Source organism: Serratia sp. LACPHL-BACT-2024-00286 (assembly GCF_043109535.1).
GTDB classification, from domain to species: Bacteria; Pseudomonadota; Gammaproteobacteria; order Enterobacterales; family Enterobacteriaceae; genus Serratia; species Serratia sarumanii.
This window is the reverse complement of sequence record NZ_JBICNA010000010.1, coordinates 48,384-65,038: the sequence shown is the minus strand read 5'-3', so window position 1 is coordinate 65,038 and position 16,655 is coordinate 48,384. Positions and strand designations below refer to the sequence as shown.

Here is a 16,655-nt window from a genome sequence, read left to right as displayed (position 1 = left end):
GCCGGCAAATGCCGACCCTTTTGCTTTTCTCTGCGCCTGAAACGTCAGGCGATCCCAACCGGGAAGGCCAACACGTCGCTCAGGCTCTCGGCGCCCAGCGCCAGCATCACCAGGCGATCCACCCCCAGCGCCACGCCGGAACATTCCGGCATGCCGTGCTGCAACGCCGCCAACAGGTTGTAGTCGATCGGCTGCTGCGGCAGGCCGCGCTCCGCGCGTTTGCGATTGTCCTGCTCGAAGCGCTGCTGCTGTTCACGGCCGTCGGTCAGCTCGCGGAAACCATTCGCCAGCTCAATGCCCTTGAAGTACACCTCGAAACGCTCCGCCACGCGGTGGTCTTCGGTGCTGATCTCCGCCAACGCCGCCTGGCTGGCCGGGAAGTGGTAAACGAACGCCGGCTTTTCACGGCCGATATGCGGCTCCACGCCCACGGTGAACAGCAGCTGCAGCAGCGTATCGCGGTCTTCTTCGGTATCGGCGATGTTGCTCAAGTCGAGCTTGGCCGCCGCTTCGCGCAGCTGCGCCTTCTCCGCCGACAGCGGATCGATGTCCAGATGGCGCAGGAAGGCCTGCTGATAAGACAGGGTCTCCGCGCTCTCGCAGTCCAGCACCTGTTGCAGCAGATCGTCCACTTCGTTCATCAGGCGGTACATGTCGTAGTGCGGACGGTACCACTCCAGCATGGTGAATTCCGGGTTGTGATGCCGCCCGGCTTCTTCATTGCGGAAGCTGCGCCCCATTTGGTAGATCGGGCCGCTGCCCGCCGCCAGCAGGCGCTTCATGTGATATTCCGGGCTGGTCATCATGTATAGCGTCAGGCCCTCTGCCGCCCCCGGCCCGACGAAACGCGTCTCGAACGGGAACAGGTGAACGTCGGTGACCGTCGCCTGGCTCATGGTGGGCGTCTCAACTTCCAGCACGCCACGATCGGCGAAGAAACGCCGGATCTCAGCCAGAATCGCTGCGCGTTTCAACAAATTGGCGATGGGTGCACTAGGCTGCCAGCTTGCCGTTTCGCTCATGGTAATTAACTCCGAAATCAAACAGGGGATGCAGTCTACTCGCATCCTTGCAGCCAAACAAATTCTTCACGATGCGCAACCGGCCATAACACCAATTTCCGATAAATGGGCGGCAAAAGCGCGTTAAAAAGGGTAAAGCACGCCGAACACGCAGAAAGACAGACAAGCCTGTTGGACGAGCGTTAATCGACAAAACAATCGATCACATCAAATTTCGACTACTTAACTTTAGGTATAGTTAATTCCCCATTATTGGTGGGAGATATCTATCCTTAACCTTTAAGCAACATTAATCGGTTCAATTAGTTAGCACCCGAAGAGTTCGCTAAATTTTAAGCATAGATATTTAACTTGCCGTTCTTAACAAGAACATTGGAGGAATGCAGTGCAAACCTTTAACGCCGATCTTGCCATTATTGGGGCCGGGGGCGCTGGTTTACGTGCAGCAATAGCCGCAGCGGAAGCCAATCCCCAACTGAAAATCGCGCTGATCTCTAAGGTCTACCCGATGCGCAGCCACACGGTCGCCGCCGAGGGGGGCTCCGCCGCCGTCACCCAGGATCACGATACCTTCGACTACCACTTCCACGACACCGTCGCCGGCGGCGACTGGCTGTGCGAACAGGACGTGGTCGATCACTTCGTGCATCAGTGCCCGCGCGAGATGACCCAGCTCGAGCAGTGGGGTTGCCCGTGGAGCCGCAAACCGGATGGGTCGGTCAACGTGCGGCGCTTCGGCGGCATGAAGATCGAACGCACCTGGTTCGCCGCCGACAAGACCGGCTTCCACATGCTGCACACCCTGTTCCAGACCTCGCTGAAATACCCGCAAATTCAACGCTTCGACGAGCACTTCGTGCTGGATATCCTGGTGGACGACGGCCAAGCGCGCGGCCTGGTGGCGCTCAACATGATGGAAGGCACCCGCGTGCAGATCCGCGCCAACGCGGTGGTGATGGCTACCGGTGGCGCCGGGCGCGTCTACCGCTACAACACCAACGGCGGCATCGTTACCGGCGACGGCATGGGCATGGCGTTCCACCACGGCGTGCCGCTGCGCGACATGGAGTTCGTGCAGTATCACCCGACCGGCCTGCCCGGTTCCGGCATCCTGATGACCGAGGGCTGCCGCGGCGAAGGCGGCATTCTGGTGAACAAGGACGGCTACCGTTACCTGCAAGATTACGGCATGGGCCCGGAAACCCCGCTGGGCGAGCCGAAGAACAAATACATGGAGCTGGGCCCGCGCGACAAAGTGTCCCAGGCCTTCTGGCACGAATGGCGCGCCGGCCGCACCATCGCCACCCCGCGCGGCGACGTGGTCTACCTCGATCTGCGCCACCTGGGCGAGAAAAAGCTGCTGGAGCGGCTGCCGTTCATCTGTGAACTGGCCAAGGCCTACGTCGGCGTCGATCCGGTGAAAGATCCGATCCCGGTGCGCCCTACCGCGCACTACACCATGGGCGGCATTGAAACCGACCAGAATTGCGAAACCCGCATCAAGGGGCTGTTCGCGGTCGGCGAATGCTCCTCCGTCGGCCTGCACGGCGCCAACCGTCTCGGCTCCAACTCGCTGGCAGAACTGGTGGTGTTCGGCCGCGTCGCCGGTGAGCACGCGGCGCGCCGCGCGCTGGAAACCGCGCCGGCCAACGGCAGCGCGCTGGATGCACAAACCCGCGACGTCGAAACCCGCCTGAGCAACCTGATGAAGCAGGAAGGCAACGAAAACTGGGCGAAGATCCGCGACGAAATGGGGCTGTCGATGGAAGAGGGCTGCGGCATCTACCGCACGCCGGAGCTGATGCAAAAAACCATCGATAAGCTGGCGGAGCTGAAAGAGCGCTTCAAGCGCGTCAACATCACCGACAACTCCAGCGTGTTCAACACCGATCTGCTGTACACCATCGAGCTGGGCTACGGCCTGGACGTCGCCGAATGCATGGCGCACTCTGCGTTTAACCGCAAAGAGTCGCGCGGCGCTCACCAGCGCCTGGACGAAGGCTGCACCGAGCGCGACGACGTCAACTTCCTCAAGCATACGCTGGCGTTCCATAACCCGCAGGGCGCGCCGCGTCTCGAATACAGCGACGTGAAAATCACCAAGCTGCCGCCGGCCAAACGCGTCTATGGCGCAGAAGCCGAAGCGCAGGAGAAAAAGAATAAGGAGCAGGCAAATGGCTGAGATGCAAACCCTGAAGATCGAAGTCATGCGCTATAACCCGGAACGCGACGCCGAGCCGCATTTCGTCACCTACGCTGTGCCTTACGACGAACAGACCTCGCTGCTCGACGCGCTGGGCTACATCAAGGATAACCTGGCGCCGGATCTCTCCTACCGCTGGTCCTGCCGCATGGCGATCTGCGGCTCCTGCGGCATGATGGTCAACCGCGTGCCGAAGCTGGCGTGCAAAACCTTCCTGCGCGATTACGTCGGCGGCATGAAGGTCGAAGCGCTGGGCAACTTCCCGATCGAGCGCGATCTGGTGGTCGACATGACCCACTTCATCGAAAGCCTGGAGGCGATCAAGCCGTACATCATCGGCAACGATCGCAAACCGGAAGACGGCCCGAACGTGCAGACCCCGGCGCAGATGGCCAAGTATCACCAGTTCTCCGGCTGCATCAACTGCGGCCTGTGCTACGCCGCGTGCCCGCAGTTCGGCCTCAATCCCGAATTTATCGGCCCGGCGGCGATCACGCTGGCGCACCGCTACAACCTGGACAACCGCGACCACGGTAAGAAACAGCGCATGCCGCAGCTTAACGGCCAAAACGGCGTCTGGAGCTGCACCTTCGTCGGCTATTGCTCCGAAGTCTGTCCGAAACACGTCGATCCCGCCGCCGCTATCCAGCAGGGCAAGGTGGAGAGCGCCAAAGACTTCATGATCGCCATGTTGAAGCCGCAATAAGGGAGAAAATTGCCATGACAACTCAACGTAAGCCCTATGTGCGCACCATGACGCCCACCTGGTGGCAAAAGCTCGGCTTTTACCGTTTCTACATGCTGCGCGAAGGCACCTCGGTGCTGGCGGTCTGGTTCAGCATCGTGCTGCTCTACGGCGTGTTCGCGCTGAAGGGCGGAGCCGAGAGCTGGGCCGGCTTCGTCGGCTTCTTGCAGAACCCGCTGGTGCTGTTGATCAACGTCGTCGCCCTGCTGGCGGCGGCGCTGCACACCAAAACCTGGTTCGATCTGGCGCCGAAGGCCGCCAATATCGTGGTCAACAGCGAGAAAATGGGCCCAGGCCCCATCGTGAAAGGGCTGTGGGCCGTCACCATCGTCGTCAGCGTGGTCATCCTGGCCGTGGCCCTGATCTAATCCGGAGGAAACATGATAAATCAAGCACCTAAACGCTCCGACGAGCCGGTTTTCTGGGGATTGTTCGGCGCCGGCGGCATGTGGGGCGCGATCGTCGCGCCGGCCATCGTGCTGCTGGTCGGCATTCTGCTGCCATTGGGGCTGTTCCCCGGTGAAGCACTGGGTTACGAGCGCGTGCTGGCGTTCTGCCAGAGCCTGATCGGCCGCCTGTTCCTGCTGCTGATGATCATTCTGCCACTGTGGTGCGGCCTGCACCGCATCCACCATGCGATGCACGATCTGAAGATCCACGTACCGGCCGGCAAATGGGTGTTCTACGGTCTGGCGGCGATCCTCAGCGTGGTCACCGTTATCGGCGTCGTCACCCTGTAAACCGCTCAGGCGGCCAACGCCCGTTGGCCGCCCTTTTCTCATCGGCTACACTGTCTACTCGCCCCCGGTAAACAGGAGTCACCGATGCGTTTATGGTCAAAGCTTAGCGTCATGCTTTCTGCCCTGCTCTCCGTCGCTTGCAGCGTCTCCCCGCCCAAAGACATCAAGGTCGTGACCCCTTTCGACAGTCAGCGCTATCTCGGCACCTGGTACGAAATCGCGCGTCTGGATCATCGTTTTGAACGCGGTTTGCAGCAGGTAACCGCCCACTACAGCCCACGCGCCGACGGCGGGCTGAAAGTCATCAATCGCGGCTTCAATCCACAGAAACAGCAATGGCAAGAAAGCGAAGGCAAAGCCTACTTTATCGGTTCACCGCAGGTCGCGGCGCTGAAAGTGTCGTTCTTCGGCCCCTTCTACGGCGGCTATAACGTGATTGCCCTGGACCCGGAATATCGCTACGCGCTGGTTTGCGGCCCTAACCGCGACTATCTGTGGATCCTGTCGCGCACCCCGACGCTTGACGCCGGCGTACGCGACAGCTTATTGCAGACGGCCAAAGGCTACGGTTTCGCCACCGATGCGCTGATCTGGGTGGAGCAGCCCGCCGATCAGTGACTGCTGAACTTCAGCCCGAGTATACCGACCACGATCAGGCACAGGCTGATGATGCGCGCAATATTGGTCGATTCACCCAACAGCACCATGCCCATGATGGCCGCACCCACCGCGCCGATGCCGGTCCACACCGCATAGGCGGTGCCGGCGGGCAGCGTTTTCATGGCGTTGGCCAACAGCAACATGCTGACCACCATCGCAGCGATGGTGATGATGCTCGGCGTCAGCCGGGTAAAACCGTGGGTGTATTTCAGACCGATAGCCCAAACCACTTCGAGCAAACCGGCGATAAGCAGAATAATCCAGGCCATGAGACGGCCTCCCTACCACTGGGGTCGTCCCCGATAAAATGACGCGTAAACGGGTCGTCCCGTTCAGCGGGGTGAAGAACGGCGGGTAACCTCACCCGCACTGCGGCAGGATAGCAGCAGCGTTAACGCTCAGGCAAGAGGAGGAAATGCGGCGGCCCTCCGCACGCGGAACGCCGCCGGGTGGAGAACGGATTATTCCGCGCTGCGCTGAATGGCCTTGCCGCCGGCCTGAATGTCCTCACCCACGCCGCGGGTGGTATTACAGGCGGTCAACGAGGTCAAAATCATCAAAGAGAAGATCGCGATAATACTTTTCTTCAGCATAAGAAAGTCCTTATTTGTCGTTGATGAAAAAGTACGGCTTTCTAAGCTTAGTCAAAATTGGCGCAGGGGGTGGAATCGCCACCGGCTTTGTGGCGCAAATACATCGGGTTAAAGGGCGGGATCAGCTGGCCGTGCGCGAAATGGCGCCGCCGAGATGCTGAACGTCCTCGCCGAAACCGCGAAACGTATTGCAACCGCTAAGGGAGAAAAGAAACAACAGGGAGAGCACGGCCAACAACGTTTTCTTGAACATGCGGGTTTTCTGCCAACGAACGGGGATGGGATAAAACAGAGGAACCGCGGGGGTTCCTCTGCTTTGAAACTTATTTAACGCGAGAGACGTATTCGCCAGAGCGAGTGTCAACTTTGATCACTTCGCCGATCTGGACGAACAACGGCACTTTAACCACGGCGCCGGTGCTCAGGGTAGCCGGCTTGCCGCCAGTCCCTGCGGTATCGCCTTTCAGGCCAGGATCGGTATCGGTGATTTCCGCTTCGATGAAGTTCGGCGGCTGAACGGCGATTGGACGGCCATCCCACAGGGTGATGATGCACTCTGCGTTATCCTGCAGCCATTTGGCCGCGTCGCCGACGGTTTTGCCGTCAACCTGATGCTGTTCGAAAGACTCAGGGTGCATGAAGTGGTAGAACTCACCGTCGCTGTACAGGTAGTTCATGTTGGTGTCCATCACGTCTGCGCCTTCGCAAGAATCGGTAGACTTGAAGGTTTTTTCCACGCGGGTGCCGGTCAGCAGACGACGCATTTTCACGCGCGCGAACGCCTGGCCTTTACCCGGCTTAACGAACTCACTGGCTTCGACGGCGTAAGGTTCGCCCTCGAACATGATTTTAAGACCCGGACGGAAATCGTTGCTAGAATAAGTCGCCATGATGGCCCTCTGAATATTTGAACTGGTAGCTTAGCCAAAAAAATGGCACACATTATAACCCAAAGTACGGCACATAGAGAAGATTGGTTGCATCAACTCGCCGATGTTATTACCGATCCAGATGAATTACTGCAGCTTTTGTCACTGAATACGCACCCGGAACTGCCGCAGGGGCGCGATGCCCGCCGGCTGTTCGCCCTGCGCGTGCCGCGCGCCTTCGCTGCGCGCATGCGCCCCGGCGATGCCAACGACCCGCTGCTGCGCCAGGTGCTGACCGCCAGAGAGGAGTTCATCAACGCCCCAGGGTTCACCACCGATCCGCTCGATGAGCAGCGCAGCGTGGTGCCGGGCCTGCTGCACAAATACCGCAATCGCGCGCTGCTGCTGGTCAAGGGCGGCTGTGCGGTCAACTGCCGTTACTGCTTCCGCCGCCACTTCCCCTATCAGGATAATCAGGGCAACAAGAACAACTGGCGGCAGGCGCTGGATTATATCCGCCAACATCCGGAACTGGACGAGATCATTTTTTCCGGCGGCGATCCGCTGATGGCCAAAGACAGCGAGCTGGAGTGGCTGGTCGGCGAGCTGGAGGCCATCCCGCACCTGAAACGCCTGCGCATTCACACCCGTCTGCCGGTGGTGATCCCGGCGCGCATCACGCCGGCGCTGTGCCGCCTGCTATCGGCCTCGCGCCTGCAGGTGCTGATGGTCACGCACATCAACCACGCCAACGAAATTGACCGCGATCTGCAAAGCGCCATGGCGCAGCTGCGTCTCGCCGGCGTCACGCTGCTCAACCAGAGCGTGCTGCTGCGCGACGTCAACGACGATGCCGACACGCTGGCGGCGCTCAGCAACGCGCTGTTCGACGCCGGTATCCTGCCTTACTACATCCACGTGCTGGACAAGGTGCAGGGCGCGGCGCACTTCATGGTCAGCGACGATGAAGCGCGCGCCATCATGCAGGCGCTGCTGAGCAAGGTGTCCGGTTATCTGGTGCCGCGCCTGACGCGCGAAGTGGGCGGCGAATCGAGCAAAACGCCGATCGATCTGCGCCTGATGCAGGAGTGACGTGCGCCAAATGCCGCAACGAAAAGAGGAATGCCGTGGCATTCCTCTTTTTTTATCTCTTTGCGGCTGCGGCCTCAGCGCCTTACGGGCACTTGTAAACCTGACCGACCATTTTGCTGTCCAGCGGTGCGAAGCTGGAGAGCAGATTCTGGCTCGGGCTGTTGGCGCCGTAGATCACGTTGCCGCCCATGGCCGCCGCCTTGTTGCGCAGATCGTTGGCCGCACCGCGCATGGAGCTGCCTTCACCGCCGTTGCCGGACAGCCAGTTGCTCTGGGTGCCGGTCACTTCCCCCAGCAGCTGGCATTCCGCCGCCGGCTTGCTGTCGGTGAACTTGATCTGCTGACCCGCAGCGGTCAGTTCATGAGTGGTGCTGCAACCCGCCAGCAGCATCGCTGCCGAGAGACCCAGTAAGGCTTTAATCCGCATCTTGTTCCCCATTCGATGTTGAGAATTACGCAAAAGCTTATCAGAAAGCGATGCCATCTCTTAAGCATCCGTTGCCACGCGAGCGGGCCAACGTCTTGAGCGACAGCTGATGACTTAACAGTTTACCAGCTAAATCGCCCCCGGCGGCAAAAATATCATCAAATACAGTGCGGCGGCGCGCAGGCATAAAAAAACCCCGGTCGTTTGACCGGGGTTCTCAGCACACCAGCGTGTGGGGGATGATTACATCATGCCGCCCATACCGCCCATGCCGCCCATGCCGCCTGCTGCGCCCAGATCAGGTGCGTCAGCCTTCGGCAGGTCGGTGACCATGCATTCGGTGGTGATCATCAGGCCAGCCACGGAAGCCGCGTACTGCAGAGCAGAACGGGTCACTTTGGTCGGATCCAGGATACCCATCGCGATCATGTCGCCGTATTCTTCGGAGTAAGCGTTGTAGCCGTAGCTGCCTTCGCCCGCTTTCACCTGGTTGGCGATAACGGAAGCTTCTTCACCGGCGTTCACCACGATCTGACGCAGAGGGGCTTCCATTGCGCGCAGCGCAACTTTGATACCCACGTTCTGGTCTTCGTTGTCGCCTTTCAGCGCGGCGATTTTGCCTGCAACGCGGATCAGCGCTACGCCACCGCCGGCAACCACGCCTTCTTCCACTGCGGCGCGGGTCGCGTGCAGGGCGTCTTCAACGCGGGCTTTCTTCTCTTTCATTTCAACTTCAGTCGCTGCGCCAACCTTGATAACGGCAACGCCGCCGGCCAGTTTCGCTACGCGCTCCTGCAGTTTTTCACGATCGTAGTCAGAGGTCGCTTCTTCGATCTGCTGACGGATCTGAGCAACGCGGCCCTGGATGGTCGCTTCGTCGCCCACGCCATCGATGATGATGGTGGTGTCTTTGTTGATCACAACGCGTTTTGCCTGGCCCAGGTCTTCCAGGGTGGCTTTTTCCAGCTCCAGACCGATCTCTTCAGAGATAACGGTACCGGCAGTCAGGGTTGCGATGTCCTGCAGCATGGCTTTACGGCGGTCGCCGAAGCCAGGCGCCTTAACGGCAGCCACTTTCACGATGCCGCGCATGGTGTTGACCACCAGGGTCGCCAGCGCTTCGCCTTCAACGTCTTCAGCGATGATCAGCAGCGGCTTGCCTGCTTTGGCAACGGCTTCCAGCACCGGCAGCATTTCGCGGATGTTGGAGATCTTTTTGTCAGCCAGCAGGATGAACGGGCTTTCCAGCTCAACAGAACCGGTTTCCGGCTTGTTGATGAAGTATGGGGACAGGTAACCGCGGTCGAACTGCATACCTTCAACCACGTCCAACTCGTCTTGCAGGCCGGTGCCTTCTTCAACGGTGATAACGCCTTCTTTGCCCACTTTCTCCATCGCTTCCGCGATCAGTTTACCCACGGTTTCGTCGGAGTTGGCGGAGATGGTGCCTACCTGAGCGATAGCTTTGGAATCGGAGCAAGGTACGGACAGTTTCTTCAGTTCTTCAACCGCGGCGACAACCGCTTTGTCGATGCCGCGCTTCAGATCCATCGGGTTCATGCCTGCAGCAACCGCTTTCAGGCCTTCGGTGATGATGGATTGAGCCAGTACGGTTGCCGTGGTGGTGCCGTCGCCCGCCGCGTCGTTCGCTTTGGAGGCCACTTCTTTCACCATCTGTGCACCCATGTTCTCGAACTTGTCTTCCAGTTCGATTTCACGCGCAACGGAAACGCCGTCTTTGGTGATGGTCGGTGCGCCGAAAGATTTATCCAGCACTACGTTGCGGCCTTTCGGGCCCAGGGTCACTTTTACTGCATCAGCGAGAACATTCACGCCGCGGAGCATTTTCACGCGAGCGTCATTGCCGAATTTTACGTCTTTAGCTGCCATTGGTATTTCCCTTCAACTCGTTCAGTTCAGAAGATAAAGCGCAATTACGCTTCAACAATTGCCAGAATGTCGCTTTCGGACATGATCAACACTTCTTCATTGTCGATCTTCTCTGCTTTCACGCCGTAGCCGTCGTTGAAAATCACGATATCGCCAACTTTCACATCCAGCGGTTGGATGTTGCCGTTTTCCAGCACACGCCCTTTACCCACTGCAACCACTTCACCGCGAGTGGATTTGCCCGCAGCAGAGCCAGTCAGGACGATGCCGCCAGCAGATTTTGATTCAACTTCTTTGCGCTTGACGATAACGCGGTCATGCAATGGACGAATACTCATTGAACGCTCTCCTGTAAGAAGGTCTCTATCAGATTTAGGGTTGTACACCGGATGGTTGTTATTACCGGCCTCGTGGCATTTGAGATGGGGGCGTTCCAGCCCCCTTCAAGGGGGCTAACGAAAAAAATTTCGCATTTTTGGCCGCGCGGGTGCTACAGAGAGAAAAAACGCGGCCTGAGCCGCGTTTGCTTAACGATCGTGAGGCTTGCGCTCCTCGTCCGGGCGGTGTTCCAGCACCGAGCGTTCGTCGTCCTTGCGCTGGAATTCGCCGTCGAAGGTGTTGCCGTTGGCGGCGTCACCGCCCGTCCAACCGCCGGGGCGATAAACCGACAGATGCGGCATCAGCTTCAGCGTCAGCGTTTTTTGCACCGGCGGCAGCAGCAGCAACAGGCCGAGGAAGTCGGTGAAGAAGCCCGGGATCAGCAGCAGGAAGCCCGCCAGCACCAGCGAAACGCTTTTCACCATTTCCGCCGCCGGGCTTTCGCCGGCCGCCAGTTTTTGCTGCATCTGCACGAAGGTTTTCATGCCCTGATTGCGCACCAGCGAAATGCCGACGCAGGAGCTGAACACCACCAGCAGCAGGGTGACAGCCACGCCGAGCACGGCGGCGACTTTGATAAAGATGGATATTTCTATGTAAGCCAGCAGAAATATCAGCAGTAGCGGTAACCAGCGCACCTGGTTCTCCTATCGGTAGGTAAAGCGCGGCCGCCACGGGGCGACGGCGCGAAAAAAGAGGCCGTAAACGGCCGACACCATTACAATGAGGGCATCCCCCCACCATTTCAACCGAGAGCCGGTTTTTATTGCTAAAGTTCACAAACGTGAAAGAAGTCACAGAACCGGAAAAGGGCATATCCTTAAACACCATAAGGTGATCTGGATTCAGTCATTTCTTACCAACCAGCATATGATCTGGGCAGCAACGGGCGATTTGGTTAATCGTTTCACGCCCCAAGCCTTCGGCAACATTAATTTAGGCTGTGCCCTTATTAGCCTTGACCTGACACATTATTAATTCGGCAGCAACACATAGAGAAGGTTCTCATGTCAAACAACATTCGTATCGAAGAAGACCTGTTAGGAACACGTGAAGTCCCCGCAGACGCTTACTACGGAGTCCACACTCTGCGTGCGATTGAAAACTTCTACATCAGCAACAGCAAAATCAGCGATGTCCCCGAGTTCGTTCGCGGCATGGTGATGGTGAAAAAGGCCGCGGCGATGGCCAACAAAGAACTCAAAACCATCCCGCGCAAAATCGCCGACGTGATCATCCAGGCCTGCGACGAGGTACTGGATAAAGGCAAGTGCATGGATCAGTTCCCGGTGGACGTGTTCCAGGGCGGCGCAGGCACCTCGCTGAACATGAACACCAACGAAGTGCTGGCGAACATCGGCCTGGAGCTGATGGGCCACCAAAAAGGCGAATACCAGTACCTGAACCCGAACGATCACCTCAATAAGTGCCAGTCCACCAACGACGCCTACCCGACCGGGTTCCGCATCGCGGTGTACGCCTCCAACCAGAAGCTGATCGACGCCATCAACCAGCTGCGCGAAGGCTTCGACCGCAAGGCGAAAGAGTTCGAAACCATCCTGAAAATGGGCCGCACCCAGCTGCAGGACGCGGTACCGATGACCCTCGGCCAGGAATTCCATGCCTTCAGCGTGCTGCTGAACGAAGAGACCCGCAACCTGCACCGCACCGCGGAGCTGCTGCTGGAAGTGAACCTGGGCGCCACCGCCATCGGCACCGCGCTCAACACCCCGGAAGGCTATCAGCCGCTGGCGGTGCAAAAACTGGCGGAAGTCAGCGGCCTGCCGGTGGTGCCGGCGGAAGACCTGATCGAGGCCACCTCCGACTGCGGCGCCTACGTGATGGTGCACAGCGCGCTCAAACGCCTGGCGGTGAAACTGTCCAAAATCTGCAACGACCTGCGCCTGCTCTCCTCCGGCCCGCGCGCCGGCCTGAACGAAATCAACCTGCCTGAGCTGCAGGCGGGGTCGTCCATCATGCCGGCCAAAGTGAACCCGGTAGTGCCGGAAGTGGTCAATCAGGTGTGTTTCAAGGTGATTGGCAACGATACTTGCGTTACCATGGCGGCCGAAGCGGGCCAGCTGCAGCTGAACGTGATGGAGCCGGTGATCGGCCAGGCGATGTTCGAGTCGATCCATATCCTGACCAACGCCTGCTACAACCTGCTGGAAAAATGCATTAACGGCATCACCGCGAATAAAGAAGTCTGCGAACACTACGTCTTCAACTCGATCGGTATCGTCACCTATCTGAACCCGTTCATCGGCCACCATAACGGTGACATCGTCGGGAAGATCTGCGCCGAAACCGGCAAGAGCGTGCGTGAAGTGGTGCTGGAACGCGGCCTGCTGACCGAAGCCGAGCTGGATGACATCTTCTCCGTGGAGAACCTGATGCACCCGGCCTATAAAGCCAAACGCTATACGGATGAAAATGAACAATAACAGACCTACCCGGTAGCCCTGAAAGGCACGCTAAATCCTCTGGATAGCGTGCCTTTTTACTTTCCGGCGCCCACAAAATTTTAACGTTTGATTTTCAATTTCTCTCATTTTAAGGAGTAAACACTATGCTAGCCGTAGAATTGGTTATCGTTCTGCTGGCCATCTTTTTAGGGGCCAGGTTGGGCGGTATCGGTATCGGGTTCGCGGGGGGATTGGGCGTTCTGGTCCTGGCGCTGATCGGCGTCAAGCCGGGCAGCATTCCCTTCGACGTGATTTCCATCATCATGGCGGTGATCGCGGCGATCTCCGCCATGCAGGTCGCCGGGGGGATGGATTACCTGGTGCAGCAGACCGAAAAGCTGCTGCGCAAGAACCCCAAGCACATCACCATTCTCGCCCCTATCGTCACCTACTTCCTGACCATCTTCGCCGGCACCGGCAACATCTCGCTCTCGGCGCTGCCGGTGATCGCCGAAGTGGCGAAAGAACAGGGCATCAAGCCTTGCCGGCCGCTGTCGACCGCCGTGGTGTCCGCCCAGATCGCCATCACCGCCTCGCCGATCTCCGCCGCGGTGGTGTACATGTCTTCGGTGATGGAAGGCCACGGCGTCAGCTACCTGCACCTGCTGATGGTGGTGATCCCGTCCACCTTCTGCGCCGTGTTGGTGATGTCGCTGCTGGTGACCTGGCTGTTCGACTCCAAGCTGTCTAACGACCCGGTGTACCTGAAACGCCTGGAAGAAGGCCTGATCACCCTGCGCGGCAACAACGCGCTGGAGATCAAACCGCGCGCCAAAGCCTCGGTGCTGCTGTTCCTGCTGGGCGTGCTGTGCGTAGTGGCTTACGCCATCATCAACAGCCCGGGTCTTGGCCTGGTGGCCAAGCCGCTGATGAACACCACCAACGCCATCCTGATCATCATGCTGAGCGTCGCCACGCTGACCACCCTGCTGTGCCGCGTCGACACCGACATGGTGCTGAACTCCAGCACCTTTAAGGCCGGCATGAGCGCCTGTATCTGTATCCTCGGCGTCGCCTGGCTGGGCGATACCTTCGTGCAGGCCAACATCGACTGGATCAAAGAGACGGCCGGCAGCGTCATTCAGGCGCACCCGTGGCTGCTGGCGGTGATCTTCTTCTTCTGCTCGGCGCTGCTGTACTCGCAGGCCGCTACCGCCAAGGCGCTGATGCCGATGGCGCTGGCGCTGAACGTGTCGCCGCTGACCGCCGTCGCCTCCTTCGCCGCCGTCTCCGGCCTGTTCATCCTGCCGACCTACCCAACGCTGGTCGCCGCGGTGCAGATGGACGATACCGGCACCACGCGCATCGGCCGCTTCGTGTTCAACCACCCGTTCTTCATTCCCGGCACCATGGGCGTGATTTTCGCCGTGGTATTCGGCTTCCTGCTCGGCAGCATCATGCTGTAACGCTCCGACCGGGGCTGCGGCCCCGGTTTTCCTTCTGGCGATAAACTCGCCTTCTAGCCAATCCGCCTTCAGGGTATAGTGCCCATTCGAACCGATGAGAGGGCTGAAGATGTCTGATTGCGAAGCTGTCGTCATACTCTGTACCGCACCCGATGAAGCCAGCGCCCAGGAACTGGCGGCGCGGATCCTGGGCGATAAGCTGGCGGCCTGCGCCACGCTGCTGCCCGGCGCCACCTCGCTGTATTACTGGGAAGGGAAACTGGAACAGGAATACGAAGTGCAGATGCTGTTCAAAAGCGATCGCCGCCGTCAGCAGGCCCTGCTCGACACCCTGAAACAACATCACCCCTACCAGACGCCCGAGCTGCTGGTGCTGCCGGTGATGGCCGGAGATAAAGACTACCTGTTATGGATCAACGCTTCCTTAAACTGATTTTGCTGCTGTGCAGCCTGTTCTTCCTGCCGCAGGCGGCGCAGGCTTCGCTGTTCGCGCCGAAGGGCGGCAGCCAGTTCGTGCCTGTCGATCAGGCCTTCGCCTTCGATTTCAAACAGCAAGGCAGCCAGGTGACGCTGAACTGGCAGATCCGCCCCGGCTACTACCTGTATCGCCAGCAGATCAAACTGGTGCCGCAGCAGGCGACGCTCGGCGCCTTTACCCTGCCCGAAGGGCTGAGCCACAAGGACGAGTTCTTCGGCGAAGTGGCGATTTTCAAACAGCAGCTGAATCTGCAGGTGCCGCTGCAACAGGCGGCGGCCAACGCCAGCCTCAGCGTCACCTATCAGGGCTGCGCCGAGGCCGGCTTCTGCTATCCGCCGGAAACCCGCATCATCCCGCTGGACGCGGTCAGCGCCGGCGCGGCCGCCCCGCTCCCGGCGGTTGACACCGCACCAACCGAACAGCCCGCTACGCCGGCCAGCCTGCCGTTCTCGCCGCTGTGGGCGCTGCTGATCGGCATCGGCATCGCCTTCACCCCGTGCGTGCTGCCGATGTACCCGCTGATCTCCGGCATCATCCTCGGCCGCGACCGGCCGCAAAGCAGCGGCCGCATTCTGGCGCTGGCGGTGGTTTACGTGCAGGGCATGGCGCTCACCTACACCCTGCTGGGGCTGGTGGTGGCCGCCGCCGGCCTGCAGTTCCAGGCGGCGCTGCAGCACCCTTACGTGCTGATCGGCCTGTCGGTGCTGTTTATCGCGCTGGCGCTGTCGATGTTCGGCCTCTATTCCCTGCAGCTGCCCTCGGCGCTGCAAACCCGGCTGGCGAACTGGAGCAACACCCAGCGCGGCGGCTCGCTGACCGGCGTGTTCCTGATGGGCGCCCTGGCCGGGCTGATTTGCTCGCCCTGCACCACCGCGCCGCTCAGTGCCATCCTGCTGTATATCGCCCAGAGCGGTAACCTGTGGGCCGGCGGCGGCACGCTGTACCTGTACGCGCTGGGGATGGGCATTCCGCTGGTGATCGTCACCCTGTTCGGCAACCGCCTGCTGCCGCGCAGCGGCCCGTGGATGCAGTACGTGAAAGAGGCCTTCGGCTTCGTCATTCTGGCGCTGCCGGTGTTCCTGCTGGAGCGGGTGATCGGCGATCTGTGGGGCCAGCGCCTGTGGAGCCTGCTCGGCCTGGCGTTCTTCGGCTGGGCCTTCGCTCTGAGCCTGAGAAGCGCGCGCGGATGGACGCGCGCCCTGCAGCTGCTTCTGCTGGCGGCGGCGGTGATCGCCGCGCGGCCGTTGCAGGACTGGGCCTTCGGCGCCGATCAGGCGCAGCAGGCAGCTCAGCCGCATCTGACTTTTACCCGCATCAACAACGTCGAGCAATTAGATCTGGCGCTGCAACAGGCGCGGGGCAAACCGGTGATGCTGGACCTGTACGCCGACTGGTGCGTAGCCTGTAAAGAGTTCGAAAAATACACCTTCAGCGATGCGGCGGTGCAGGCGAGCCTGGCCAACGCGGTGCTGCTGCAGGCGGATGTGACCGCCAACGGTGCGGAACAGTCGGCGCTGCTGAAGCACCTGCAGGTGCTGGGGTTGCCGACGATCCTGTTCTTCGATCCGGCTGGCCAGGAGCTGACGGCCCAGCGGGTCACCGGTTTTATGAAGGCAGAAGCCTTCAACGCGCATTTGCAGAAAGTGATGCGATAACTGACACTGAAGATCGGAAGCGAATGGGAGGA

General features: G+C 59.8%; 19 protein-coding genes. 10 read left to right on the top strand and 9 right to left on the bottom strand.

The features are described from left to right. Positions 1–44: 44 nt before the first annotated feature. Positions 45–1,022 (bottom strand): elongation factor P--(R)-beta-lysine ligase, encoded by a 978-nt coding sequence (gene epmA / locus ACF8MC_RS23215; protein ID WP_004929681.1) that lies wholly within the window; start codon positions 1,020–1,022, stop codon positions 45–47. Positions 1,023–1,407: 385 nt separating this feature from the next. Here epmA and frdA point away from each other — a divergent pair, with 385 nt between their 5' ends. The 5 genes from frdA (at position 1,408) to blc (ending at position 5,328) form a co-directional block, all read left to right on the top strand. Further along, positions 1,408–3,204: a fumarate reductase (quinol) flavoprotein subunit gene (gene frdA / locus ACF8MC_RS23210; protein WP_033638926.1), complete on the top strand. Its 1,797-nt coding sequence runs from the start codon at positions 1,408–1,410 to the stop codon at positions 3,202–3,204. After that, on the top strand, positions 3,197–3,931 hold the full coding sequence (locus ACF8MC_RS23205; protein WP_033636770.1) for a succinate dehydrogenase/fumarate reductase iron-sulfur subunit: 735 nt from the start codon (positions 3,197–3,199) through the stop codon (positions 3,929–3,931). The genes frdA and ACF8MC_RS23205 overlap by 8 nt, the downstream gene beginning before the upstream one ends. A gap of 14 nt (positions 3,932–3,945) precedes the next feature. Then, positions 3,946–4,338, top strand: coding sequence for a fumarate reductase subunit FrdC (frdC, locus tag ACF8MC_RS23200; RefSeq protein WP_004929673.1), 393 nt, complete (start codon positions 3,946–3,948; stop codon positions 4,336–4,338). 12 nt (positions 4,339–4,350) lie between these two features. Beyond that, positions 4,351–4,710, top strand: a complete 360-nt coding sequence (gene frdD, locus ACF8MC_RS23195; RefSeq protein ID WP_004929672.1) for a fumarate reductase subunit FrdD — start codon at positions 4,351–4,353, stop codon at positions 4,708–4,710. An 84-nt stretch (positions 4,711–4,794) separates the two neighbouring features. Next, positions 4,795–5,328, top strand: a complete 534-nt coding sequence (gene blc / locus ACF8MC_RS23190; RefSeq protein WP_060431092.1) for an outer membrane lipoprotein Blc — start codon at positions 4,795–4,797, stop codon at positions 5,326–5,328. On the opposite strand, the gene sugE is transcribed toward blc, so the two are convergent. The 4 genes from sugE to efp all read right to left on the bottom strand — a co-directional run bounded on the left by sugE (position 5,322) and on the right by efp (position 6,853). After that, positions 5,322–5,639, bottom strand: a complete 318-nt coding sequence (sugE, locus tag ACF8MC_RS23185) for a quaternary ammonium compound efflux SMR transporter SugE (protein WP_004929669.1) — start codon at positions 5,637–5,639, stop codon at positions 5,322–5,324. The two genes, blc and sugE, sit on opposite strands and share 7 nt — an antisense overlap. 192 nt (positions 5,640–5,831) lie before the next feature. Next, a complete protein-coding gene (locus ACF8MC_RS23180) occupies positions 5,832–5,963 on the bottom strand; it encodes an entericidin A/B family lipoprotein (protein ID WP_033636766.1) in 132 nt (43 codons plus the stop codon). 121 nt (positions 5,964–6,084) lie between these two features. Then, the gene (locus ACF8MC_RS23175; protein ID WP_019453400.1) at positions 6,085–6,216 is read right to left on the bottom strand and encodes an entericidin A/B family lipoprotein; all 132 of its coding nucleotides are present in this window, start codon (positions 6,214–6,216) and stop codon (positions 6,085–6,087) included. A 70-nt stretch (positions 6,217–6,286) separates the two neighbouring features. Then, positions 6,287–6,853 carry an elongation factor P gene (gene efp / locus ACF8MC_RS23170; protein WP_004929666.1) on the bottom strand — a complete coding sequence of 189 codons (567 nt, stop codon included), beginning with the start codon at positions 6,851–6,853 and terminating at the stop codon, positions 6,287–6,289. A gap of 42 nt (positions 6,854–6,895) precedes the next feature. Here efp and epmB point away from each other — a divergent pair, with 42 nt between their 5' ends. Beyond that, positions 6,896–7,924 carry an EF-P beta-lysylation protein EpmB gene (gene epmB / locus ACF8MC_RS23165; protein WP_164105461.1) on the top strand — a complete coding sequence of 343 codons (1,029 nt, stop codon included), beginning with the start codon at positions 6,896–6,898 and terminating at the stop codon, positions 7,922–7,924. Between the two features lie 82 nt (positions 7,925–8,006). Here the strand turns inward: epmB and ACF8MC_RS23160 are convergent, their stop codons facing one another. From ACF8MC_RS23160 to ACF8MC_RS23145, 4 genes are all read right to left on the bottom strand, one after another. Then, the gene (locus ACF8MC_RS23160; protein WP_025305007.1) at positions 8,007–8,351 is read right to left on the bottom strand and encodes a DUF4156 domain-containing protein; all 345 of its coding nucleotides are present in this window, start codon (positions 8,349–8,351) and stop codon (positions 8,007–8,009) included. A 243-nt stretch (positions 8,352–8,594) separates the two neighbouring features. Beyond that, positions 8,595–10,241 carry a chaperonin GroEL gene (gene groL, locus ACF8MC_RS23155; RefSeq protein ID WP_004929662.1) on the bottom strand — a complete coding sequence of 549 codons (1,647 nt, stop codon included), beginning with the start codon at positions 10,239–10,241 and terminating at the stop codon, positions 8,595–8,597. A gap of 44 nt (positions 10,242–10,285) precedes the next feature. After that, positions 10,286–10,579, bottom strand: coding sequence for a co-chaperone GroES (locus tag ACF8MC_RS23150; RefSeq protein WP_004929661.1), 294 nt, complete (start codon positions 10,577–10,579; stop codon positions 10,286–10,288). A gap of 189 nt (positions 10,580–10,768) precedes the next feature. Next, positions 10,769–11,257, bottom strand: a complete 489-nt coding sequence (locus ACF8MC_RS23145; RefSeq protein WP_033636764.1) for an FxsA family protein — start codon at positions 11,255–11,257, stop codon at positions 10,769–10,771. Positions 11,258–11,626: 369 nt separating this feature from the next. Between ACF8MC_RS23145 and aspA the strand changes: the two genes are divergently transcribed. The 4 genes from aspA to ACF8MC_RS23125 all read left to right on the top strand — a co-directional run bounded on the left by aspA (position 11,627) and on the right by ACF8MC_RS23125 (position 16,623). Beyond that, complete coding sequence (gene aspA / locus ACF8MC_RS23140; RefSeq protein WP_004929659.1) at positions 11,627–13,063, top strand: aspartate ammonia-lyase; 1,437 nt, start codon at positions 11,627–11,629, stop codon at positions 13,061–13,063. 125 nt (positions 13,064–13,188) lie between these two features. Next, positions 13,189–14,490, top strand: coding sequence for an anaerobic C4-dicarboxylate transporter (locus ACF8MC_RS23135; protein WP_041037552.1), 1,302 nt, complete (start codon positions 13,189–13,191; stop codon positions 14,488–14,490). A 109-nt stretch (positions 14,491–14,599) separates the two neighbouring features. Next, positions 14,600–14,923 (top strand): divalent cation tolerance protein CutA, encoded by a 324-nt coding sequence (gene cutA / locus ACF8MC_RS23130; RefSeq protein ID WP_131164174.1) that lies wholly within the window; start codon positions 14,600–14,602, stop codon positions 14,921–14,923. Further along, positions 14,899–16,623 (top strand): protein-disulfide reductase DsbD, encoded by a 1,725-nt coding sequence (locus ACF8MC_RS23125; protein ID WP_164105463.1) that lies wholly within the window; start codon positions 14,899–14,901, stop codon positions 16,621–16,623. The genes cutA and ACF8MC_RS23125 overlap by 25 nt, the downstream gene beginning before the upstream one ends. Positions 16,624–16,655 lie beyond the last annotated feature (32 nt).